22 protein-coding genes are annotated in these 21,346 nt (G+C 58.9%); 13 read left to right on the top strand and 9 right to left on the bottom strand.

Going from position 1 to position 21,346, the window contains the following annotated elements; genetic code table 11:
• Positions 1-159: 159 nt before the first annotated feature.
• From VF694_RS05520 to VF694_RS05505, 4 genes are all read right to left on the bottom strand, one after another.
• Positions 160-669: a peroxiredoxin gene (locus tag VF694_RS05520; RefSeq protein ID WP_003803725.1), complete on the bottom strand. Its 510-nt coding sequence runs from the start codon at positions 667-669 to the stop codon at positions 160-162.
• Positions 670-1,046: 377 nt separating this feature from the next.
• Positions 1,047-2,372: a TRAP transporter large permease gene (locus VF694_RS05515; protein WP_003803726.1), complete on the bottom strand. Its 1,326-nt coding sequence runs from the start codon at positions 2,370-2,372 to the stop codon at positions 1,047-1,049.
• Positions 2,369-3,004 carry a TRAP transporter small permease gene (locus tag VF694_RS05510; RefSeq protein ID WP_003803728.1) on the bottom strand — a complete coding sequence of 212 codons (636 nt, stop codon included), beginning with the start codon at positions 3,002-3,004 and terminating at the stop codon, positions 2,369-2,371. The genes VF694_RS05515 and VF694_RS05510 overlap by 4 nt, the downstream gene beginning before the upstream one ends.
• Before the next feature lie 118 nt (positions 3,005-3,122).
• A complete protein-coding gene (locus tag VF694_RS05505; RefSeq protein ID WP_440163888.1) occupies positions 3,123-4,106 on the bottom strand; it encodes a TRAP transporter substrate-binding protein in 984 nt (327 codons plus the stop codon).
• Positions 4,107-4,221: 115 nt separating this feature from the next.
• Between VF694_RS05505 and VF694_RS05500 the strand changes: the two genes are divergently transcribed.
• The 7 genes from VF694_RS05500 (at position 4,222) to VF694_RS05470 (ending at position 10,041) form a co-directional block, all read left to right on the top strand.
• A complete protein-coding gene (locus VF694_RS05500; protein WP_131071299.1) occupies positions 4,222-6,189 on the top strand; it encodes a PAS domain S-box protein in 1,968 nt (655 codons plus the stop codon).
• A complete protein-coding gene (locus VF694_RS05495) occupies positions 6,186-6,824 on the top strand; it encodes a response regulator transcription factor (RefSeq protein WP_059318658.1) in 639 nt (212 codons plus the stop codon). Before VF694_RS05500 ends, VF694_RS05495 begins: the two co-directional genes overlap by 4 nt.
• 80 nt (positions 6,825-6,904) lie before the next feature.
• Entirely contained in the window at positions 6,905-7,408 is a 504-nt protein-coding gene (gene moaC / locus VF694_RS05490) for a cyclic pyranopterin monophosphate synthase MoaC (protein WP_003803737.1), read from the top strand.
• A gap of 35 nt (positions 7,409-7,443) precedes the next feature.
• A complete protein-coding gene (moaD, locus tag VF694_RS05485; protein ID WP_003803738.1) occupies positions 7,444-7,728 on the top strand; it encodes a molybdopterin converting factor subunit 1 in 285 nt (94 codons plus the stop codon).
• 1 nt (position 7,729) lies between these two features.
• A complete protein-coding gene (locus VF694_RS05480) occupies positions 7,730-8,209 on the top strand; it encodes a molybdenum cofactor biosynthesis protein MoaE (protein ID WP_440163886.1) in 480 nt (159 codons plus the stop codon).
• Positions 8,202-8,732, top strand: a complete 531-nt coding sequence (gene moaB, locus VF694_RS05475) for a molybdenum cofactor biosynthesis protein B (protein ID WP_059318656.1) — start codon at positions 8,202-8,204, stop codon at positions 8,730-8,732. The genes VF694_RS05480 and moaB overlap by 8 nt, the downstream gene beginning before the upstream one ends.
• 103 nt (positions 8,733-8,835) lie before the next feature.
• A complete protein-coding gene (locus VF694_RS05470) occupies positions 8,836-10,041 on the top strand; it encodes a molybdopterin molybdotransferase MoeA (RefSeq protein ID WP_003803741.1) in 1,206 nt (401 codons plus the stop codon).
• Positions 10,042-10,259: 218 nt separating this feature from the next.
• Here VF694_RS05470 and mobA read toward each other — a convergent pair whose 3' ends face one another.
• The 3 genes from mobA to VF694_RS05455 all read right to left on the bottom strand — a co-directional run bounded on the left by mobA (position 10,260) and on the right by VF694_RS05455 (position 13,284).
• Positions 10,260-10,841 (bottom strand): molybdenum cofactor guanylyltransferase MobA, encoded by a 582-nt coding sequence (gene mobA / locus VF694_RS05465; protein WP_081050097.1) that lies wholly within the window; start codon positions 10,839-10,841, stop codon positions 10,260-10,262.
• Between the two features lie 14 nt (positions 10,842-10,855).
• Entirely contained in the window at positions 10,856-12,109 is a 1,254-nt protein-coding gene (moaA, locus tag VF694_RS05460) for a GTP 3',8-cyclase MoaA (RefSeq protein WP_440163883.1), read from the bottom strand.
• A 68-nt stretch (positions 12,110-12,177) separates the two neighbouring features.
• A complete protein-coding gene (locus VF694_RS05455; protein ID WP_440163881.1) occupies positions 12,178-13,284 on the bottom strand; it encodes a substrate-binding domain-containing protein in 1,107 nt (368 codons plus the stop codon).
• A 201-nt stretch (positions 13,285-13,485) separates the two neighbouring features.
• On the opposite strand from VF694_RS05455, the gene VF694_RS05450 reads away from it, so the two are divergent.
• Genes VF694_RS05450 through VF694_RS05430 form a run of 5 tightly spaced genes read left to right on the top strand, consistent with a single transcriptional unit; the run spans position 13,486 to position 19,641 of the window.
• On the top strand, positions 13,486-13,992 hold the full coding sequence (locus VF694_RS05450) for a formate dehydrogenase subunit gamma (RefSeq protein ID WP_426345530.1): 507 nt from the start codon (positions 13,486-13,488) through the stop codon (positions 13,990-13,992).
• Positions 13,989-15,557 carry a formate dehydrogenase beta subunit gene (locus tag VF694_RS05445; protein WP_440163879.1) on the top strand — a complete coding sequence of 523 codons (1,569 nt, stop codon included), beginning with the start codon at positions 13,989-13,991 and terminating at the stop codon, positions 15,555-15,557. Before VF694_RS05450 ends, VF694_RS05445 begins: the two co-directional genes overlap by 4 nt.
• A 13-nt stretch (positions 15,558-15,570) precedes the next feature.
• On the top strand, positions 15,571-18,495 hold the full coding sequence (fdhF, locus tag VF694_RS05440; RefSeq protein ID WP_219235659.1) for a formate dehydrogenase subunit alpha: 2,925 nt from the start codon (positions 15,571-15,573) through the stop codon (positions 18,493-18,495).
• A 31-nt stretch (positions 18,496-18,526) separates the two neighbouring features.
• Positions 18,527-19,393: a formate dehydrogenase accessory sulfurtransferase FdhD gene (gene fdhD / locus VF694_RS05435; RefSeq protein WP_003803754.1), complete on the top strand. Its 867-nt coding sequence runs from the start codon at positions 18,527-18,529 to the stop codon at positions 19,391-19,393.
• Positions 19,390-19,641, top strand: coding sequence for a formate dehydrogenase subunit delta (locus VF694_RS05430; protein ID WP_003803755.1), 252 nt, complete (start codon positions 19,390-19,392; stop codon positions 19,639-19,641). Before fdhD ends, VF694_RS05430 begins: the two co-directional genes overlap by 4 nt.
• 165 nt (positions 19,642-19,806) lie before the next feature.
• On the opposite strand, the gene VF694_RS05425 is transcribed toward VF694_RS05430, so the two are convergent.
• Together VF694_RS05425 and VF694_RS05420 are read right to left on the bottom strand one after the other, a co-directional pair.
• On the bottom strand, positions 19,807-20,268 hold the full coding sequence (locus VF694_RS05425) for a universal stress protein (RefSeq protein ID WP_003803758.1): 462 nt from the start codon (positions 20,266-20,268) through the stop codon (positions 19,807-19,809).
• Between the two features lie 87 nt (positions 20,269-20,355).
• Entirely contained in the window at positions 20,356-20,697 is a 342-nt protein-coding gene (locus tag VF694_RS05420) for a TIGR01244 family sulfur transferase (protein WP_003803759.1), read from the bottom strand.
• Between the two features lie 50 nt (positions 20,698-20,747).
• Between VF694_RS05420 and VF694_RS05415 the strand changes: the two genes are divergently transcribed.
• Positions 20,748-21,344 (top strand): GNAT family N-acetyltransferase, encoded by a 597-nt coding sequence (locus tag VF694_RS05415; RefSeq protein ID WP_426345529.1) that lies wholly within the window; start codon positions 20,748-20,750, stop codon positions 21,342-21,344.
• The last annotated feature ends 2 nt before the right edge of the window (positions 21,345-21,346 follow it).

Here is a 21,346-nt window from a genome sequence, read left to right as displayed (position 1 = left end):
ATCCTAAAAAAACTGCAGAACCGCCCAGGCCATCGCGATCGTTCAGGTGTCGGCACCGATATCGCGACAGAAGCACGGTAAAAAAAAGCGCCAGCTTGCAGCCAGCGCTTTGTAAGCCTTCTCTCCCACGCCACGCCGGACTGGCGCGGGATCAGATACTTAAGACTGTACCTGTTTGAGCAGGGTGTCTGCATCCGTTGTGTGCAAGCCACCGTCGTTGTCAATGTTCAGCTGCGTGACAACGCCGTCGTCCAGCAAAGCAGAAAAACGCTTGGAACGAACGCCCAGACCTTTGGCGGTCAGGTCAAATTCCAGACCCAGTTTCTTGGTCCAGACCGCGCTGCCATCGGCCAGCAAACGAACTTTGCCATTGACGTTCAGGGACTTGCCCCAGGCGCCCATCACGAAAGGATCGTTTACCGCCACGCACCAGATCTCATCAACGCCAGCCGCCTTGAACGCCTCTGCCTTGGCGATAAAGCCGGGCAGGTGCTGCTCGGAGCAGGTGGGAGTGAACGCGCCTGGAACGGCAAACACGGCAATTTTCTTGCCTTTAACCAGATCAGCCACCTGAAAGTTATTGGGGCCCATAGGGCAGCTTTCCGTGGCGGTTTCAATGTACTCGCTAAGGGTCGCGTCTGGAACGCGCTCACCGACTGAAATGGACATAAGGTCTCCGTATGAATAAATACCGCCAGCATGGCGGCCCGAACAACCTATGATACTAATAGACTGGCCGCGCCAATAGGCAAATAATACTTATCAGTACGTTTCACTTGCCTACATGCCGGGGGAAACCCATTCAACAGAGCCCGGTCATGCAATAAGCGCAAGACGCCAGCAGCAGCCGACGATCGATTCTGACATCAGGCTGTTTCAACACACACCAAAGCAGCCGCTGCACAAAAACAATCTGCCCGCCCACAAAAAAGGCCGGGCTTGTCGCCCGGCCTTCAGGGTGATTCACGTTTTACACAGACGACATAACGCCGTGCTGCCCCATTATGGGCTCACCCCGCCCTGACCGCGGATAGCAATCAGGACTCCTACAGCCATCCCATCATGCGGGGCAGCCAAAGCGTAATTTCCGGAATGAAGGTAATCATCAGCAGGAAGGCCAAACCGGTCAGCAACCAGGGCACCGTGGACTTGGTCACTTCGGTCAGCCCCAGCTTCGATATGCTGGAGGCCACATACAGATTCAAACCGACCGGCGGTGTCGCCAGCCCGATCTCCATATTCACCACCAGCATGATGCCAAAGTGAACCGGGTCCATGCCCAGCTTCATGGCAACCGGGAACAGGATGGGAGCCATGATCAAGATCAGACCCGAGGGCTCCATCACCATGCCGATCACCAGCAGCAAGACGTTCACAAACAGCAGGAACGCGATCAGGCCCATGCCCTGCGACACAATCCATTCGGCAATCGCCTGTGGAATCTGCTCGGAGGTCAGGATGAAGGCAAACATGACCGCATTGGTGATGATGTACAGCAGCATGGCACTCATGGCTGCCGATTCCAGCACAATGCGTTTTACCTCACGCAGCTTCACATCCTTATAGACCCAGACGGCAATCACAAAGGCGTACACGGCACTGATGGCGGCCGCTTCGGTGGGGGTAAAGACACCGGAATAGATACCGCCCATCACAATGACGATCAGCATCAGGCCCCAGATGGAGTCCAGGAAGGCACGCCAGCGCTCTTTGTAGGAGGCACGCGGCATACGGGGGTAGTCCAGTTTCCAGGCACGGAACATGGTCGTTGCCCCCAGAAGGAATGCCAGGATCAAACCTGGAACCACGCCGGCAATAAACAGCTGACCGATCGAAGCTGTGCCCACTTTGGCGCCGTCCGGACCTTCCACCATCATGCCACTGGTGGCCACGGCGTACATCACCATCACAATCGACGGTGGCAGCAAAATGCCCAGACCGCCCGACGTTGCCACAATCCCGGTACCAAACTGCGCCGGATAGCCTTGTTTGACCATGGCCGGAATCATGATGGAACCAATGGCCGCCACCGTCGCCGGCGACGAACCGCTGATGGATGCAAACAAGGCGCAGGCCAGCACGGCCGCCAGACCCATGCCACCGGGCATGTGCCCCACCAGGGAGGCGGCAAAACGAATCATGCGCTGGGCGACCCCGCCATGAGTCAGGAAACTGCCCGCCAGAATAAAGAACGGGATCGCCATGATCTCGAACTTTTCAATCCCGGTGAACAGCTTGAGCGCAATACTGTCCATCGGAACTTCGGTCATGGTGAACAGAAATCCCATCACCGTCAGGCCCAGGGCAATCGATACGGGCATGCCTGTCAGCAGCAGGACAGCCAGCATGGCAAAAATAATCAGGGCGGTCATGCGCGCGCTCCTTCAGATTCAGACAGACCGCGCTCTGTTTCAGCCACCAGATCCGCCACCGGCTCGTGATTGGGCAAATGCCCCGTCTGAATAAAGTTCATCAAGGCCTGCAGAAAGCGAAAGCACATCAGCAACGAGCCTGCCGGCACAGCCAGATACACAATCCACACGGGCACTTCCAGATCAGCCGACACCTGGGCCGTCTGGGCAATGCCATAGACAAAGCTGCCACCGATCCAGGCCACAATCGCGGTGAACAAAGCGCCCGACAACAGAGAAATCACCACCAGCAGATGACGCCAGCGCGGTCCCACCGCGTTCACCAACACGTCCACCCCCACGTGGATGCCAATGCGCACGCCATAAGCAGCGCCGAACTTGGCCATCCAGACGAACAGGTAAATGCACAGCTCCTGTGCCCAGAGCAGGTTGATGCCGGCCACGCTTCGATAGGTAGAACGAGCCATGGCCATGACGGACTCATAGCCCTGAGCCCGCGACCAGGCCACCAGGTCCGCCAACAGACTGACCGAGTAGCGCTGGCAGACCGCTACAAAAATAATCACTACGGCGGCCACCATCAGAAATGAAATGAACATTTCCTCAAAGCGGTCCAGAAATCGTAAAAACATGGGTAGCTCCAGACTACAGTTGGCCCGCCCGGAACCGGGCTGGCGCAAACAGAGAGCGGGAAGAAAGGAAGAACAGGTCTGAATCAGACCTGTATAAGACAATCAGATGACGCTGCTCTTATTCGGTGGCTTTATAGAAAGCGTCAATCACGTCCTGACCGATACGCGAAGCCATTTCCTTATGAACAGGGCGCAGTTGCTTGACCCATTGTTCGCGCTCCGCATCACTGAGCTGGTAGAACTGAGTCTTGCCGGACTCTTCCATGGCTTTCATGGAGTCGTTGTTCTCTTGCTCGGCAATGTCGTTGGCATACACCGTGGCCTCGCTCATGGCTTTTTCCATGCCTCGACGAATATCGTCAGGCAGGCCTTCCCAGAACTTCTTGTTCACGATCACGGCGTAACCCAGGTAGCCGTGGTTAGACACGGTGGCATGCTTTTGCACTTCGTGCATTTTCTGGGTGTACATGTTCGAAGGCGGATTCTCGGTGCCATCCACAACACCCGTTTGCAAGGCCTGGTAGACCTCGGAGAACGCCATCACCTGGGGGACGGCATCCAGTGCCTTGAACTGGGCTTCCAGCACCTTGGAGGACTGGATGCGCATTTTCAGGCCCAGAAAGTCATCCACGCTTTTCAGCGGGCTGTTGGCGCTCATGACCTTAAACCCGTTGTCCCAGTAAGCCAGGCCCTTGATGCCCTTGGGCTCCAGTTTGTCCAGCAGCATGCGGCCCACGGGCCCTTCGGTGACTTTGCGCAGATCGTTGCGGTCATTGAAGATGAATGGCAGGTCAAACACCTCAAATTCGCGCACACCCAAAGGACCAAACTTGGCCAGCGACGGTGCCAGCATGTGTACCGCGCCCAATTGCAGGGCTTCGAGCTCTTCCTTGTCTTTGTACAGTTGCGAGTTTGGGTAAACCTCGACAACCACCTTGCCCTCGGTGTACTTTTCGGCCAGTTCTTTAAAGCGCACGGCCCCCTTGCCCTTGGGCGTATCGGGCGATACGACGTGGCTGAACTTGATGATCAGGGGGTTGGCCATGGCGGGCGCGGACAGAAACACGGACGCCAGCACGCTGGCCACAAGGGTCTTTTTCATGGTTGCCTCCGGTCGGTGGGGAGCCGACACGTGTTATTGATTGATTTGCGTGAAAGCGTGTAGCTTAAAAAAGCGGTCCCGAATTATCTATTGTGGAAATCCGAAACCTTTTGCCATGATGCGTCTTGCTCGCCCGTCCGGATTCATACGCCAGGCTGCCTCGCGTACCCTGACCCCTCACCCGCTCAGCAGCTATGTGCCGATTCTGGCCATCCTGATTATTGTGCTGCTGATGGGCGTATTTGCCTGGGCGGTCAACAAGGAGCGCACGGATGAGCAATCCAATGAACTGATCCGCAATGCCTTGTGGGTGGAACAATCCCTGTCCTTTCAACTGCGCTCGCACGAAAACAATTTAAGCCGCATTGCCAGCGAAATTGAAATGCACTCCCCACCCATCACCACCCAGACGGCTTTAACGCAATTGCAGCATTTCAAGACGATTCATCCTGACCTGCTGAAAGTGGCCATCCAGGACCGCTTTGGCACGACCTTGCTGGTACGTCCACCCGGCGCCGACACCCGTATTGCGGCCCACGTCAGCACACCCAGAACCTCGACCTGGCTGCCAGCCTATTACTCCAGCGAGCACCAGGAAAGCGTGCTGGATCTGGTGGTTCCCATTTACGAGGACAATGCGATTGTCGGCACCTTGCGGGCCACTTTCTCCCTGGCGACCATCCTGATGGAAAACGTGCCCTGGTGGATTGCCGAGCAGTACCATGTTTCCCTGATTGACCAGGGCGACCAGACGCTGGCCACGCGCTCCAAAGGCGAGCCCGGCCCAAGCGAGCTGCGCTATGCCATGTCGGTGGACCCTCCCTTGCATGGGGTGCGTTTGCTGATGATCCCATACCCGCAGCAAAACATTCCCACGTTCACACTGCTGATGACCGTCATCGCCGGCCTGGCCTTGCTGGCTGTGGTGAACCTGGCCATGCAGCACCACTACGCCCGCAAGCGCCGTGATGCGGAACTGGCATTGATGCAAGAGCAGGCCTTTCGCAGCGCCATTGAAAACTCCATGGTCACTGGCATGCGCGCCCGCGATCTGGACGGCAAGGTGCTGTACGTGAACCCCGCGTTTTGCGAGCTGGTCGGCCGCCGCAGTGAGGACATTATTGGCCTGGCCCCGCCCATGCCCTGGTGGGTGCCGGAGATGATGGATGAAACCCTGGAGCGCCGGGACCGCCTCAAGTCCACCCGCGCCGTGCAGGTTTTTGACACCCAGTTTCAACGACCCGACGGCTCTCGCGTCGATGTGCAGGTTTTTGAGTCCCCCCTGATTGATGCCCAGGAACAGCATGTAGGCTGGATCAGCTCCATCATTGACATCAGTTCGCGCAAGCAGGCCGAAGCCCTGGCCAGTTCACAGTCTGAACAACTGCACCACACAGCCAAGCTCATCACCATGGGCGAGATGGCCTCTACGCTGGCCCATGAACTGAATCAGCCCCTATCGGCCATTGCCAGCTATGCGGCTGGCTCCCTGAACCTGCTGGGTGCAGAGCCGCTGGACCCCAGGCAGCTGCGACGCGGGCTGGAGAGTCTGGCTGACCAGACGCGTCGCGCCGGGCAGATCATTCACCGTATCCATGATTTCGTGCGCAAGCGAGATCCGCAGCTCAGTCCCCTGAATCTGCCCGATGCCCTGCAGGGTGCCCTGGCCATGGCCAAAGCGGGCCTGCGCCATCACCAGATCCAGTTGATTGTGCCCTCCCACCCCGAGCGGCTACCCGTCATGGGCGACAAGGTTCTGCTGGAGCAGTTGATCTTCAACCTGCTGCGCAATGCGGCCGAAGCCATGTCAGGCCTGGAGCCGGAACGGCGCATTCTGGAAGTGACCATGCAAGCCAGCAATGGCGTGGTGCTGGTGATGGTGGCCGACCAAGGACCCGGCGTGGCAGCGACGATCATGGCCGAGGTCTTCCAGGCTTTCACCACGACCAAAGCCCAGGGCCTGGGCATAGGTTTGAATATTTGCCGCTCCATTGTGGAGCTGCACCATGGCAAACTCTGGTTTGAAAACGGGGTTCCCCACGGTGCCACCTTCCTGTTTTCCTTACCCCTGATCGAACTATGACTAAGCGCGCTCCCCTGGTCCATATCGTGGACGACGACCCAGCCATCCGCGATGCCTTGTCCTGGCTGTTTTCCACTCGGCAGGTCCATACCGAACAGTGGGAGAGCGGCGAGGCTTTTTTAGCTGCCCTGAGTCCTGACACACACGGCTGCATTTTGCTTGATATCCGCATGGAGGGCCTGTCCGGGCTGGAGGTATTCGAGCAGTTGCGCGACCGCCAGTCCTGCCTGCCTGTCATCTTTCTGACAGGTCATGGCGACCTGCCGCTGGCCGTATCAGCCTTGAAACAAGGCGCGGCCGACTTCATTGAAAAGCCCTTTAATGACAACGATCTGGTGGATCGGGTTCTGGATGTGTTGCGCAGTTACGAAGCCAGTCAGCAAGAGCGGGACGATGAGCAGGCGCTGGAAGAGCGGCTCGATACCCTTTCCCAGCGCGAGCGCGAAGTGCTGGCGCTGGCCCTGGAAGGACGTCTGAACAAACAGATTGCCCAGGAGTTGAGCATCACCATGCGCACCGTGGAGGTCCACCGCGCACGAGCTCTGGAAAAAATGCAGTCGCGCACCCTGATCGAACTGGCGCGTCTGCTCGATCCAGCACGCTTGCGCGAAGACCGCCCCCCTCCAGGGCCTTAGGCGGGGCCCGCGCTGCGGATGTATATAATGCAACCATAAACAATTAGAACCGCGCACTAGGCCCGGTCTCCGGAGCGATCATGAGCACCACTACCGAAAATACTGATTTGCACCTTTCCCATCTGGATGAGGATGGAAAGGTTCAGATGGTCGATGTCAGCCATAAATCGGCCACCGCCCGCTCGGCCACTGCCCGCGCCGTGGTTCGCCTGAGCCCGGCCGCCTACCAGTTGCTGTCGGCCCAGCACAATGCCAAAGGCGAGGTGCTGAACACCGCACGCGTGGCGGGGGTTCTGGCCGCCAAGCGCTGCGCTGAACTGATCCCCATGTGTCACAGTCTGCCCCTGGATTTTGTCGGCATTGAGTTTGAAAGCGATGCCGCAGCGGGCACCATTGCCGTACTGGCCACCTGCCGGACCCGCTACACCACGGGCGTCGAAATGGAAGCCATGACCGCCTGCTCGATTGCGGCGCTGACGATTTACGATATGTGCAAAGCGGCTGACAAAGGCATTGTGATTGAGCAGACCCGTTTGCTGGAAAAAACCGGCGGCAAAAGCGGGACCTGGACGGCCTCGGTATAGGGCCTGTTGACCCTAAGCCCTTTCACGGAGATAGCATGACAAGCCCTTTGACCCCGACCAACAGACCGGAGAGCTCCACATTACGTGTCCTGTACTTTGCCCAGGTAGCCGAACGCACCGGCCAGCGTCAGGAAACCTGGGACTGGCCGCAGGAAGGCACCGTCCAGCAATGGACCGATGCCCTGCTGGAGCGCCACCCAAATTTGAGCGACATGGCCGGCCGACTGCATGTAGCGGTTAACCAGTTTCACGCCAAACCCACCGACCCTGTGCGCCCCGGCGATGAAGTGGCCGTCTTTGAGCCCGTCACCGGAGGTTAAAATGGTACGTATCCAGACCGAAGACTTTGATGTGGCGGCCCTGAATGCCGAGCTGCGTGCCACGGCAGGCGGCAAGGCCGGTGCCATGGTGACATTTACGGGTTATGTACGCGATCAGGCCGATGGCACCGCCACCGAATCCCTGTTCCTGGAACACTACCCCGGCATGTGCGAACGCGAGATCGAAGCGGTTTGCGATCAGGCCCGTCAACGCTGGCCCATTCTGGATACGCTGGTCGTACACCGCGTGGGCGAGTTGCACCTGACCGAGCAGATTGTGTATGTTGGCGTCACCAGTGCCCATCGTGGCGACGCGTTTCGCGCCTGCGAGTTCATCATGGACGTGCTGAAAACCCGTGCGCCATTCTGGAAGCGCGAAACTCTGGCGGACGGCAAGCGTTTCTGGGTACAGCAGCGCGACAGTGACGCCCGAAAAACCGATTCCTGGAACACTACTGCGGACACCAGCAAGCATGTCTAAAGCCCAGACCGACCGACCTGCCGCACGTTTGAACGTGGCGGTTCTGACCATCTCAGAGCGCCGTGGCCCCGACGAGGACACGTCGGGCGATTACCTGGCAAGCAGCCTGAGCGAAAGCGGTCACCATTGTGTGCAGCGCGCCATCAGCAAAGACAATATTTATGCCATTCGCGCCATCTTGAGCCAATGGATTGCAGACCCCGACATCCATGTCATCCTTTGCAATGGCGGTACCGGCTTCAGCCATAAAAAATCCACCATTGCGGCGGTAACACCGTTACTGGATCAAGTCATTACCGGCTTTGGCGAGCAGTTCCGGTATTTGTCGTATCAGGATATTGGCTCCTCGGCCTTGCAGTCCGATGCCTTGGCGGGAACGGCCAACCGCACGCTGATATTTTGCCTTCCCGGTTCGGGCGGCGCCTGCGCACTGGCCTGGGAGAATATCCTGAAAGAACAGTTGGACAGCCGTCATCGTCCCTGCAATTTTGCCTCCCAGTATCTGGAACCGCATTCCCCTTAAAGCCTGAAAGCACCGGGGCCATCCGCACCCCCAAACGGTTCTTTGGGGCCTGCCCCTCCCCTGCTTCAGCCACGACCTTGTTTTATCGACTGTATCCAATCCTATGATCGAATTTGACGTAGCTCAGCAGCGCCTGGCCCAAGCGGGACAAGCCCCCACCCAAACCGAGCACTGCGAACTGGCCCACGCCCTGGGACGTATTCTGGCTCAGGACATCACCGCCCAACTGGACATGCCGCCCGCCGACAACAGTGCCATGGACGGCTATGCGCTGCGCCTGAGCGACATTGTCGAGGGCAAGGAACTGCCCATTCAGCAACGCTGCTATGCCGGGGATATTCCCGAACCCTTGCAAGCAGGTATGGCGATCCGCATCTTTACCGGCAGCATGTTGCCAGCCGGCGCCGATACCGTCGTCATTCAGGAAAACTGCCAGGAAGATGAGCACGGGGTGCGCATTCTGGAAATGCCCGTGGCTGGCGTGAACATCCGTCGCCGGGGCGAGGACATGCGCATGGGTGACGTGTTGATCACCACAGGTACCAAACTGACTGCGGCCCATATTGCGCAATTGGCGGCGCAAGGCCACGCTCAGCTACCGGTCTATCCACAACTGACTGTCGGCATTTTGACCACAGGCGACGAGCTGACTCCTGCCGGACAGCCCTTGCAAACCGGCCAGATCTACAACTCCAACGCCCCCATGCTGCGTGCGCAACTGCAGGCGCTGGGCGTGGAGTCAGTGCACGCCGTCCATGCCAAAGACACGCTGGACGCTATTCAGGACGCCTTGAAAGACTTGCTGCAACGCTGCGACCTGGTTCTGACAGTCGGCGGTGTATCCGTCGGCGAGAAAGACTTTGTCAAACCTGCCATCGAAGGCATGGGCGGACAGCTGGATCTGTGGAAAGTGCGCATGAAGCCTGGCAAACCCCTGGCGCTGGCCTACATCGACAACAAGCCGCTGGTCTGCCTGCCCGGCAACCCGGTCTCTTCCTACGCTGTGTTTTCCTTGATGGTCTCTCCGCTGATTCGCCGCCTGCAAGGCCGCAAAGACGCACTGCCCGCCACACGCTTCGGCATTTTGCAAGGCGAGCGCCAATTCAAGGGTGACCGCGAAGAGTTTATCCGGGTACAGGTGGACAACGACGAGCTGGGCCGCCTGCTGGTGCGTCCATTCGGCAACCAGGGCTCTGGCGTGATCAGCTCTCTGCCCTGGGCCCAGGCACTGGCCCGCATCCCCGCAGACACCACCGTAGTGCCGGGTGATGCCGTTCGGCTCTATGAATACAGCCAGTGGCAGGCCTAGCTTCAGGGGCTCATTCCGCTTTTGGCTTGGCCCTACAAAACCGCCCTGCTCGGGGCGGTTTTTTTTTGCCGTGTGTTGACGCAATTCTCGGATGTCGCCGCGACAGACACTCTGCCCTTAACGCGTTCACGTCAGGACACGCGGATACGTGAACGACCCTATCGCCCCCTCTTTTCTGCATGTATGCGTTCAGGGGAAACAGAGGAGCCCCAACAGGCCTACCAGCTTTGCGCCTGATCCAGATCCTGTGGCGTATTGATATTGAAAAAGGCATGTTCGGGGGCATCGCGCAAATCCACCGCTATCGCGCCTATGCTCTGCAGAAAATTCATGACACGACGCTCACCACTGAGCAAATACGCTTTCAGCACCGCAGCCTGATCGGCACGCAGCAACAGGCAAAGGGGGTGGCTGCGTTCGGCCTGCACATAAGCGGCAACGGCACCCTGTTCTTCTACGGCCCTGCTCAGGCGTTTACCCAGATCGCTGGGAACAAAAGGCAAATCGACCGGACAGGACAAGACCCAGGGTGTGGTGACCTGATCGAGCACACTGGCCAGACCGGCCAGGGGGCCCAGATAGCCCTCCAGCTCAAGCGCATCGGGGACCACGCGGCCCCAATGCACATACTGCTCAGGATTGCGATTGGCACTGATCAATACAGGGCCGACCTGCGGGCGCAGGCGACGAACCACATGCTGAACCAGCGGCTGGCCCTGCAAGAGCAACAAGCCTTTATCAATCTGGCCCGACAAATCAAATCGCCGGGCCCGCCCGCCTGCCAGCACGATACCGCTCATGTCCTGTGTGCTTATCATCCGCCGATGTAACTCATTTCTATACGGTCACGACTCGTGGTTTGCTCGCCACGAATCTCGGAATATCGGTCCTGCCGTCCGGTCCAGACGCCGTGCATATAGGCGGCTAACTGCTCGTCGGACGCGCCCGAGCGCAATTGCGCCCGCACATCATACCCCTGAGACGCAAACAGGCACAGAAACAGACGCCCTTCCGGGGAAAGACGCATGCGCGAACAGTCGCCACAGAAAGGTTGGGTCACGCTGGTAATCACCCCCACCTCTCCAGAGCCATCCTTAAAACGCCAGCGACTGGCGACTTCCCCACGATACTGTGCCGCAACGGGCTCCAGCGCAAAGCGGGACTGGATACGTGCCACTATCTCCGCTCCGCTGACCACCTCCTGAAGGTTCCAACCGTTGCTGGTGCCCACATCCATGTACTCAATAAAACGCAGGATCTGGCCCGAACCCTTGAAGTGTTCCACCATGGGCAGAATCTGATCGTCATTCAGACCTTTGCGCACCACCATATTGACCTTGACCGGGCTCAAGCCTACCGCCTGCGCCTTGGCAATGCCTTCCAACACCGTGGAGACGGAAACGCCACTGTCACTTAACTGCGTGAAACGGGCGTCATCGAGCGCATCCAGGCTGACAGTGACACGATTCAAGCCCGCCTCTTTCAAGGACTGGGCTTTGCGACCCAATAAAGTGCCATTGGTTGTCAACGTCAGTTCCACCGGCTCACCCTGCGGGGTGCGCAGCTTGGCCAGCATCGCGATCAGCACTTCGATGTTTCGTCGCAACAGCGGTTCGCCTCCTGTCAGCCGCAGCTTGCGCACGCCCAGCGACACAGCCTGTCGTGCCACCCGCTCGATCTCTTCAAAACTGAGAAGGGAAGAATGGGGCAGGAACTCGTAGTCCGTACCAAATACCTCCCGCGGCATACAGTAGGTACAGCGGAAGTTGCATTTGTCCGTCAGGGAAATGCGCAAATCACGCAAGGGACGCTGACGTTTGTCCCGGGGCTGCCCCTCGACCGGTGCAAACCGCACGGTAGGGCGACGGGACGCGTCGACACGGCTCGTTTGCGGCGTCTGCTCAGGGCGGGCTAGCACCGCCTGTGCAAGCTCCGATCCAGAGGGCGGCGTATCCCCTCGCCCAGGGAAAGCGATCTCCGAATCCGAAGAACTCGCCTCTTGATATGGCCTGGCCTGAGCGCTGTCTACAGACAGAGGCTCACGTTTTGGCCCATGCTCATCGCTCATGGTGTTCTCTTTTTCAAGGACAGGGTTCGTCCCATCTCATGGTGTGTGTTTTCGTCATGCAAAGGGGCTTAACGCCAAAGCAAATCGGCAGCCCGCCCAAATGCCTGTTCCAGCGTCATGATCTGACCTAGCCCCCGTGGGTCGTAACCCACCAGATCTTCCATAAATTGACTATACGCGCAACCGCCAATCACGTTCATCAATTGCTGCATAGGAGCCTTATCCAGCAACTCCTGCTCGAGCGCAATGAAGTAACGTTCCTGCGCCAGGGGTATGAACTCCAGCCCACAACGGCTGGCCGCCGTTTCCACGCCCAGGCCGGTATCGGCCATGCCACTGGCCACATGCGCTGCCACCGCCATATGCGTCAATTCTGTTGTTTCAAAGCCCAGCACCGCATTCGTGTTTACCCCTAACTGACCCAGCAGCAAGGTAGCCAGAAAGCGGGTGCTGGAACCCATCTGCCGGTTTACAAAGCGCACATCGGGCCGCAGCAAATCCGCCATGCCCGTGATGTTCTTGGGATTGCCCTTTTCCACAAACAGGCCTGTGCGTCGGGTAGACAGAAAAATCAGTCGGTGACGCGCCGGTGACAGCCACTGTCCGTACCGGCGCAAAGCCGCCACCTCAAACTCACCCACTGGCACCTGAAAGCCGGCCAGATCGCAATCCCCGCGCTCCAATGAGGCCAAGGCCTCGATCGCGGTGCGGTAACGCAGCTCCAGAGGCAAACCCTCGCGTTCGTTGGCAAAGCGCATCAAGCCTTCAATCGCAAATCCATGGCTGGCCTGAAACCGCAGACGGTCCAAGGGTTGAGCGTACAAACGACCCAGTTCCTCTTCCAGCTCGGAAGCCATGCTCTCCAGGGTTGGCGTCAGGCGCGCATCCAGACGCCGGTTCGCCCACAGCAAACGCTGGGCGAACTCGGTCAACTTGGTGCCTTTGCGGCGGGACGTCTCCAGCAGGGCCGCATCAAACTGTTTTTCAGCATTGCGCAACAAGCCCCAGGCATGTCTATAGGAAAACCGGCATTCCTTGCTGGCTCCGGCCAGATGCCCCAATCGTTCGATGGCACCTAACAGACGCAGCACGTCTCCCATGGGAAGCTCAACGCCGTCTGCATTTTCCAGAATCCATTCAGAGCGCAGCCGGGCTTTGAATTTTTGTTTGGTCATGTGTTTTTTAAGACCGGTCGTGTTTTCGTATTTATGTTCTGTGCTGCATGTACCAAACATTATATATGCGAATAATTGCTTATTGAAGTTACGTACTTAAGTGGTTAGATTACGGGGGAAAACACAATCAAATAATATGCACGGCTGTGCATAAAAATATGGAGGCGCAGGCTCCCGTTCCGGGCACCGCGCACACAGGACATGCAAACTACCCCCCATGCGCAGGAACAGGCCCGGTCCGGCCTGACACCTGAAGAGCTTGCCTTGCAGGCCGTGCAGGAGCACGCCGGTCAAAAAGGTAACTTGTTGCCTATATTGCACACGATTCAGGACCGGCTAGCCTGTATTCCCGATTCCGTGGTGCCGGTGCTGGCCGAGCAGCTCGCCCTGTCACGGGCAGAAATTCATGGCGTGATCTCCTTTTACGCCCATTTCCGCAGCCAGCCCCACGCAACTCACACCCTGGAAATCTGCAGGGCCGAAGCTTGCCAGGCGCGGGGTGGACTGGAACTGAGCGCTCATGCCCGCCGCCGTCTGAACTGTGACTTTCATGAAAACAGCGAGGACGGTCAGTACACGCTGGAGCCTGTTTACTGTCTGGGCCTGTGCGCCCAGTCTCCTGCCGTCATGCTGGACGGTGTTCCCCACGCACGCGTTACGCCCGCAAAGCTGGACGCGCTGCTAAGCCGCCCGGAGTCCCAATCATGAGCACCATTACCGTTTATATTCCGCGCGATACCGCGGCGGTTGCCATGGGTGCGCATCAGCTCGCCCGGCAACTGGCGGCCCAGGCCAAGGAACGCGGTCTGGATGTGCAAATTGTGCGCAATGGTTCGCGCGGTTTGCTGTGGCTGGAGCCCATGGTGGAAGTGCAAACGGCAGAAGGCCGTGTGGCTTACGGCCCTGTCCAGACCGAGGATCTGCCTGGCCTGTTTGACGCTGGTTTCCTGCAAGGCGGTGCACATACCTTGTGTCACGGTCTGACGGACGCCATCCCCTACCTGAAGAATCAGGAACGCCTGACGTTTGCCCGCGTGGGCATTATTGATCCGGTCAGCGTGGCCGATTATCAGGCCTGTGGTGGCTTTGAAGGTTTGAGCAAAGCGCTGGCCATGGAGCCGGCCGCCATTGTGAAAGAAGTCACTGACTCCGGCCTGCGTGGTCGGGGCGGTGCGGCTTTCCCGACCGGCATCAAATGGAACACGGTACTGAACACCCCGGCACAGCAGAAATACATTGTCTGTAATGCCGACGAAGGCGACTCGGGCACGTTCTCCGATCGCATGCTGATGGAAGGCGATCCGCTTTGCCTGGTAGAAGGCATGACGATTGCTGGTCTGGCCGTCGGTGCGACCTATGGCTACATCTATGTGCGTTCCGAATACCCGCTGGCGGTGCAAGCATTGAACGAAGCCATTGAGGCAGCGCGTGCAGCAGGCTGGCTGGGCAAGAACATACAGGGCAGCGGGCGCGAGTTCGATCTGGAAGTGCGCAAAGCGGCAGGAGCCTATATTTGTGGCGAAGAAACCGCCCTGCTCGACAGCCTGGAAGGCAAGCGCGGCATGGTGCGAGTCAAACCACCCTTGCCGGCAATCAAAGGCCTGTTTGGTCAACCCACCGTCATCAACAACGTGGTGTCCCTGGGCTCTGTGCCCATCATTTTGGCCAAGGGCGGTGCCTATTACCAGAACTACGGCATGGGCCGCTCGCGCGGCACCCTGGCGTTCCAGTTGACGGGTAATCTGAAAAACGGCGGCCTCGTGGAAAAAGCCTTCGGCGTCACGCTACGTGAACTCTTGTACGACTACGGTGGCGGCAGCGCCAGCGGTCGTCCCTTGCGTGCGGTCCAGGTCGGCGGCCCATTGGGTGCTTATCTGCCTGAGCATCAGTGGGATGTCCCTCTGGACTACGAAGCCTACATGAAGATCAATGCCATGGTCGGTCACGGTGGTCTGGTGGCCTTTGACGATACGGTGGATATGGCCCACATGGCGCAATACGCCATGGAGTTCTGCGCCATCGAATCCTGTGGCAAATGCACTCCCTGTCGGATCGGCTCCACGCGTGGCGTGGAAACCATCCAGAAGATCCGTCGCCGCGAAGACATGGACAACCATGTCGAGCTGCTACGCGATCTGTGCGACACCATGTTCTCCGGGTCCTTGTGCGCCTTGGGCGGCATGACCCCTTACCCCGTCCTGTCCGCGCTGGAACACTTCCCCCAGGATTTTGGACTGGCCCCGCAAACCGAGCAGGACCTGGCCAAGGTCTAAGACGGAGATCACCATGAAAGAAACAGTCGCCGTACGCGAACGTGACCTGGGCACCCCAGCCTCGACCCAGACCGAGATGGTCAAGCTGACCATTGATGGCCAATTGATTGAAGTGCCCGTGGGCACTTCCGTGATGCATGCCGCCGCCTTGGCTGGCATCAACATTCCCAAACTGTGCGCCACCGATTCACTAGAAGCCTTTGGCTCCTGTCGCCTGTGTCTGGTGGATATCGAAGGCCGCCGCGGCCACCCTGCCTCCTGCACGACGCTAGTGGAAGAAGGCATGGTCGTGCAGACCGAAAACGACACCTTGCACAAGCTGCGCCGCAACGTGATGGAGCTGTACATCTCCGATCACCCGCTGGACTGCCTGACCTGTCCTGCCAACGGCAATTGCGAGCTGCAGGACATGGCCGGCGTCGTGGGCCTGCGCAGCGTGCGCTACGGCTTTGACGGCGCCAACCATCTGGACGACACCACCGACAACTCCAACCCTTACTTTGCCTATGACTCCAGCAAATGCATTGTCTGCAATCGCTGCGTACGTGCCTGTGAGGAAGTACAGGGCACTTTCGCGCTGACCGTAGACAAGCGCGGCTTTGAGTCGCGCATCACTGCCGGCCAGAATGATGATTTTCTGGGCAGTGACTGCGTCTCCTGCGGTGCCTGCGTCCAGGCCTGCCCCACGTCTTCGCTGATGGAGAAATCTGTCATCGACCTGGGTCAGCCCGAACACGCCGTCATCACCACCTGCGCCTACTGTGGCGTAGGTTGTGGCTTCAAGGCCGAAATGAAGGGCGACAAGGTCATTCGCATGACGCCCTGGAAAGACGGCAAGGCCAATCGTGGCCACGCCTGCGTGAAAGGTCGTTTCGCCTGGGGTTACGCCACGCACCAGGATCGAATCCTGAACCCCATGATTCGCAAGAAGATCACCGACCCCTGGCAGGAAGTGTCCTGGGAGGAGGCTCTCAACTACGCCGCCTCCGAGTTCCGTCGCATTCAGGATCAGCACGGTCGTGACGCCGTGGGCGGTATCACCTCCTCGCGCTGCACCAACGAAGAGACCTATCTGGTGCAAAAGCTGGTTCGCGCCGCCTTTGGTACCAACAACGTGGACACCTGCGCCCGCGTCTGTCACTCTCCGACCGGTTATGGTCTGAAAATGACACTGGGTGAATCGGCGGGTACCCAAACCTTTGACTCGGTCATGCACACCGATGTGGTGATTGTGATCGGCGCCAACCCCAGCGCGGCACACCCCGTCTTTGCGTCGCGCCTGAAACGACGCTTGCGCCAGGGCGCACGCCTGATCGTGATTGACCCGCGCCAGACCGAGCTGGTCAGCTCGCCGCACATCCAGGCCGATTACCACCTGCCGCTGCGCCCCGGCACCAACACCGCCATTCTGACCGCCATGGCTCACGTCATCGTTACCGAGAATCTGGTCAACGAATCCTACGTGGCCGAACGCTGTGATACGGCCGCTTTTGAGGAGTGGCGCCAATTTGTCAGCCAGCCCCAGAACTCGCCAGAAGCCATGGCCGAGATCTGCGGCGTGTCCGCGGACGACATCCGTGGTGCAGCCCGTCTGTACGCCACCGGCGGCAACGGCTCGATTTACTACGGTCTGGGCGTGACCGAGCACAGCCAGGGCTCCACCACGGTGATGGCCATTGCCAACCTGGCCATGGCCACCGGCAACGTGGGGCGCGAAGGCGTGGGCGTCAATCCGCTGCGTGGTCAGAACAACGTGCAAGGCTCCTGCGATATGGGCTCGTTCCCGCATGAGTTCCCCGGCTACCGTCATGTCTCCGACACAAGCGTACGCCAGCAATTTGAACAGGCCTGGGGCGTGCCCCTGCAGTCCGAACCTGGGCTGCGCATTCCCAATATGTTTGAGGCCGCCTTAAGTGGCAGTTTCAAGGGGCTGTACTGCCAGGGCGAGGACATTGTTCAATCAGACCCCAATACCCAGCACGTGGCCGCCGCCATGGCCGCCATGGAGTGTGTGGTGGTGCAGGATCTGTTCCTGAACGAAACCGCCAAATACGCGCACGTTTTCCTGCCTGGCTCGTCTTTCCTGGAAAAAGACGGCACCTTCACCAACGCTGAGCGCCGCATCTCGCGCGTGCGCAAGGTCATGGAGCCCAAAGCCGGCATGGCCGACTGGGAAGTCACCTGCGCCTTGGCCCGAGCTCTGGGCTACCCCATGAGCTACGATCACCCCAGCCAGATCATGGACGAGATCGCCCGCCTGACCCCCACCTTTACCGGCGTGTCCTACCAGCGCATTCAGGAACTGGGCGGCAGCGTGCAGTGGCCTTGCAACGAACAGGCCCCGGATGGCACCCCCACCATGCACATTGACCAATTCGTGCGAGGCAAGGGGCGCTTCATGTTGACCCAGTACGTCCCGACTGAAGAACGCAGCAGCCGCAAGTTCCCCTTGCTGCTGACCACCGGTCGCATCTTGTCGCAGTACAACGTGGGCGCTCAGACCCGCCGTACCGAGAACGTCGCCTGGCATGCCGAAGATTTGCTGGAAATTCACCCGGCAGATGCCGAGGACCGAGGCATTCGCAGTGGTGACAAAGTCTCGGTCAAGAGCCGGGCTGGCGAGACGGTCTTGCGTGCAACGGTCACCGAACGGGTGCAGCCAGGGGTGGTCTATACTACGTTCCACTTTCCCGAGTCGGGCGCCAATGTGGTCACCACCAACAATTCGGACTGGGCCACCAACTGCCCCGAGTACAAAGTGACGGCTGTGCAGATTCAACGCGTCACGTCCGACTCGGCGTGGCAAAACCGCTGGAACCGCTTCAACGAGATTCAGCAGCGCCTCCTGCAAGGCGAGACTGTCCCCGCCGCGGACCTGCCAGACCCGGAGGATCACCCCTGCTCGCCGGAGCATGCCCCGGCGGTCGCGAAAGTATGATGCGTACTAACCGACCTTAAGGAGTTGCCACGTGAGCCAGGCAGATTTTCGTGATGCCAGTGCCCCTGCCACCGTATGGCGGCAGGCGCGTACCCCGGCGCAAGCCAACACCGGAAACCTGCCCCAGGAGGACCAGGACATGCTGGCCCGCGAACAAGCCGTTGCCCTGGAATTCAATGGCATCAGCCATAGCGCCTTGCTATGCAGTCCCAGCGATCTGGAAGATCTGGCCTACGGATTTTCCATGACTGAGGGCATCATCCGCGATGCAGACGATATACGCAGCGTGGATGTGCTGGAAGGCGAACGTGGCAGCTTGTTGCAGATCGAGATTGCCAGTGCGTGTCAGCATCAGTTAAAGGCACGCCGCCGTCAGCTGGCAGGCCGTACAGGCTGTGGTCTGTGCGGCCTGGAAAGCCTGGACGAGGTACGCCGGGCGCTGCCCCGTCTGCAAGCTCCCCATCACCGGCCCGATGCCAACGCCATCTTCCGGGCTCTGGATGCCTTGCGCTCCAGCCAGCCCTTGCATGGCCTGACCGGGGCCACTCACGCCGCTGCCTGGTGCAATCTGCAAGGCGATATCCTGGCCGTTCGCGAAGATGTTGGCCGTCACAACGCGCTGGACAAGCTGCTGGGACACCTGCTGCGCAACGATATTGATCCCCGCTCTGGCATGGTGCTGATTTCCAGCCGTGCCAGCTTCGAGATGGTCCAGAAAGCCGCTGCCATGGACATCAGTTTCGTGGTGGCCGTCTCCGCCCCCACCACCTATGCTGTACAGATTGCCGATGAACTGGGCGTCATGCTGGCCGCCTTTGCCCGTGACCGCAGCTTCACGCTGTACAGCCATCCCCACTACCTGAATTCTGCCGAGTCTGCCTCGGCCACCTCACCATGAATATTGTCCCTTTGATTCCCATGGCCAACCAGATCGGCCAGTTCTTTGAAACCCTGAGCAATCGGGAGCAGGGTCTACGCGAAATTGCCGACCATATCCAGAAATTCTGGGACCCGCGCATGCGTCGCTCCCTGCTGGATTTTGTAGAGCAGCACCCGAATGGCAAAAGTGAAGATGGCGAGCTGACCGCCATCGTGCTGCAAGCTGTCCTCACGCACAGGCAGCAGCTAGAGCCGCGCCAGCCATAAACCGGCTCTGCGCAAGCCTGCGGCCACTGTGCCTACAGCCAGCCCCCAGGCTGGCTTTTTTGATGCCATACCTCTTCAGTAAACGCGTGGATCAGGCCTGGCCACGGCAGGCTGTGAAGATAAAAAAACCCGCCTGGGCGGGTTTTTTTAGGGACCTGAAAACGATCAGTCGTGTTCTTTGACGCGATACACCAGTACAGTGTTTTTGGCCATGTTCAACACCTTGATGGTGACACTGCCCAGCAACAGGCGGGACAGACCGCTGCGGCCGTGGCTGCCGATAAAAATCAGATCACACCCTTCCTGCTCGGCGACCTGCACAATACCGTCGGCCACGTTAAAGTTGGACACGGATTTACCGGTCGCCTTTACACCCGCGGTTTCGGCACGATCCAAAATCTGCTGCAGGTATTTTTGTGACTGTTCTTTGGCGGTTTTGTCGTAGTCTTCGTCGGTGATGGCGTAAGCCGCGGCCATACCATCAAAACCCACCGTGGCGGCAAACGGCTGCGTCACGTGCAAAGCCAGAATTTCGGCTCCCATTTGGCGGGCAAAGGTCACGCCTTTGTTGGCTGCCTGAGAGGAGAGCTCGGAACCGTCAGTTGGAATCAGAATTTTCTTGAACATGGCATAACCCCTTTGAATGGAGACAGATAGCTTAGCGCTGCTTACAGACGCAGGACAAGCGGATAAACACCTGAACCTTGAGCCAGGTCAGGTTTCGTTCAATGCGCGAAACAATACGGCACAACGTGTGCCGGTGCGGCAATAGGCCAGGGTCGGGGCTGGCAAGGCTTCCAATAATTGGCCAAAACGGGCAACATCAGCAGGGGTAATGGCACTACCGACCACCGGCTGATACTCTACCTGCAAGCCTGCTGCCTGAGCGGCCTTCATCACATCAGCTGACAAAGGCTGATCGGGGCCGCCCTCCAGGTCAGGCCGGTTGATAATAACGCTTTTGAAGCCCGCATCGGCTACCGCTTGCATGTCCTCTCCCGACAACTGAGGGGCGACGGCCAATTGCTCGGTCAAAAACTGGTGTGGAAAGGACATAGACACTCCTGAAGTCGGGATAAACTAAATCAGTTCAAAGGAAAAATAGTATGTTCCCCCCCGAGAGTACGCAAGCCCCTTTCGCCTCGTCCCTGCCTAAAGGCAGCCAGGCCAGCACCTTGCTGATCCGCCCCGCCAGTCTGGAAGACATGGCGGCGGTGCAAGCCATCTATGCCTATCATGTGCTGCACAGTACGGCGACCTTCGAACAAAGCCCGCCTGACGAACAGGAAATGCGTCGCCGTTTTACCCAGGTGCAGGAGCTGGGCCTGCCCTGGCTGGTCGCACAACTGGATGGGCAAATCGTCGGTTATGCCTATGCCACCAGCTACCGATCCCGCCCTGCGTACCGCTTCACGGTAGAGAACGCCATCTATCTGGCTCAGGGGCAGATTGGCAAAGGCCTGGGCAAGGCGCTATTGGAACAAGTGGTGATGGAGTGCGAAAAAGGTCCCTGGCGACAAATGGTGGCTATTATCGCCGGCCATGACAGTCGGGGCTCCATCGCATTGCACCGTTCACTGGGCTTTGCCCATGTCGGCACCCAACCGGCGGTGGGCTATAAATTCCAGCAATGGATTGATGTGGTCATCATGCAGCGCAGCCTGGGAGAAGGCAGCCACAGCCTGCCTGCCACCCAAGTCTAGCA

Origin of the sequence: Alcaligenes sp. Lyrl_28, from assembly GCF_051948705.1 — a bacterium.
In the GTDB taxonomy this organism is placed as follows: Bacteria; Pseudomonadota; Gammaproteobacteria; order Burkholderiales; family Burkholderiaceae_B; genus Alcaligenes; species Alcaligenes ammonioxydans.
The sequence above is the reverse complement of the archived record's forward strand: the minus strand, read 5'-3'. Positions and strand labels throughout refer to the sequence as shown.

Excerpts from the sequence above, each read along its gene's own strand:
- VF694_RS05520 (WP_003803725.1), bottom strand. The coding sequence starts at position 669 with ATGTCCATTTCAGTCGGTGAGCGCGTTCCAGACGCGACCCTTAGCGAG.
- VF694_RS05515 (WP_003803726.1), bottom strand. The coding sequence starts at position 2,372 with ATGACCGCCCTGATTATTTTTGCCATGCTGGCTGTCCTGCTGCTGACA.
- VF694_RS05510 (WP_003803728.1), bottom strand. The coding sequence starts at position 3,004 with ATGTTTTTACGATTTCTGGACCGCTTTGAGGAAATGTTCATTTCATTT.
- VF694_RS05505 (WP_440163888.1), bottom strand. The coding sequence starts at position 4,106 with ATGAAAAAGACCCTTGTGGCCAGCGTGCTGGCGTCCGTGTTTCTGTCC.
- VF694_RS05500 (WP_131071299.1), top strand. The coding sequence starts at position 4,222 with ATGATGCGTCTTGCTCGCCCGTCCGGATTCATACGCCAGGCTGCCTCG.
- VF694_RS05495 (WP_059318658.1), top strand. The coding sequence starts at position 6,186 with ATGACTAAGCGCGCTCCCCTGGTCCATATCGTGGACGACGACCCAGCC.
- moaC (WP_003803737.1), top strand. The coding sequence starts at position 6,905 with ATGAGCACCACTACCGAAAATACTGATTTGCACCTTTCCCATCTGGAT.
- moaD (WP_003803738.1), top strand. The coding sequence starts at position 7,444 with ATGACAAGCCCTTTGACCCCGACCAACAGACCGGAGAGCTCCACATTA.
- VF694_RS05480 (WP_440163886.1), top strand. The coding sequence starts at position 7,730 with ATGGTACGTATCCAGACCGAAGACTTTGATGTGGCGGCCCTGAATGCC.
- moaB (WP_059318656.1), top strand. The coding sequence starts at position 8,202 with ATGTCTAAAGCCCAGACCGACCGACCTGCCGCACGTTTGAACGTGGCG.
- VF694_RS05470 (WP_003803741.1), top strand. The coding sequence starts at position 8,836 with ATGATCGAATTTGACGTAGCTCAGCAGCGCCTGGCCCAAGCGGGACAA.
- mobA (WP_081050097.1), bottom strand. The coding sequence starts at position 10,841 with ATGAGCGGTATCGTGCTGGCAGGCGGGCGGGCCCGGCGATTTGATTTG.
- moaA (WP_440163883.1), bottom strand. The coding sequence starts at position 12,109 with ATGAGCGATGAGCATGGGCCAAAACGTGAGCCTCTGTCTGTAGACAGC.
- VF694_RS05455 (WP_440163881.1), bottom strand. The coding sequence starts at position 13,284 with ATGACCAAACAAAAATTCAAAGCCCGGCTGCGCTCTGAATGGATTCTG.
- VF694_RS05450 (WP_426345530.1), top strand. The coding sequence starts at position 13,486 with ATGCAAACTACCCCCCATGCGCAGGAACAGGCCCGGTCCGGCCTGACA.
- VF694_RS05445 (WP_440163879.1), top strand. The coding sequence starts at position 13,989 with ATGAGCACCATTACCGTTTATATTCCGCGCGATACCGCGGCGGTTGCC.
- fdhF (WP_219235659.1), top strand. The coding sequence starts at position 15,571 with ATGAAAGAAACAGTCGCCGTACGCGAACGTGACCTGGGCACCCCAGCC.
- VF694_RS05430 (WP_003803755.1), top strand. The coding sequence starts at position 19,390 with ATGAATATTGTCCCTTTGATTCCCATGGCCAACCAGATCGGCCAGTTC.
- VF694_RS05425 (WP_003803758.1), bottom strand. The coding sequence starts at position 20,268 with ATGTTCAAGAAAATTCTGATTCCAACTGACGGTTCCGAGCTCTCCTCT.
- VF694_RS05420 (WP_003803759.1), bottom strand. The coding sequence starts at position 20,697 with ATGTCCTTTCCACACCAGTTTTTGACCGAGCAATTGGCCGTCGCCCCT.
- VF694_RS05415 (WP_426345529.1), top strand. The coding sequence starts at position 20,748 with ATGTTCCCCCCCGAGAGTACGCAAGCCCCTTTCGCCTCGTCCCTGCCT.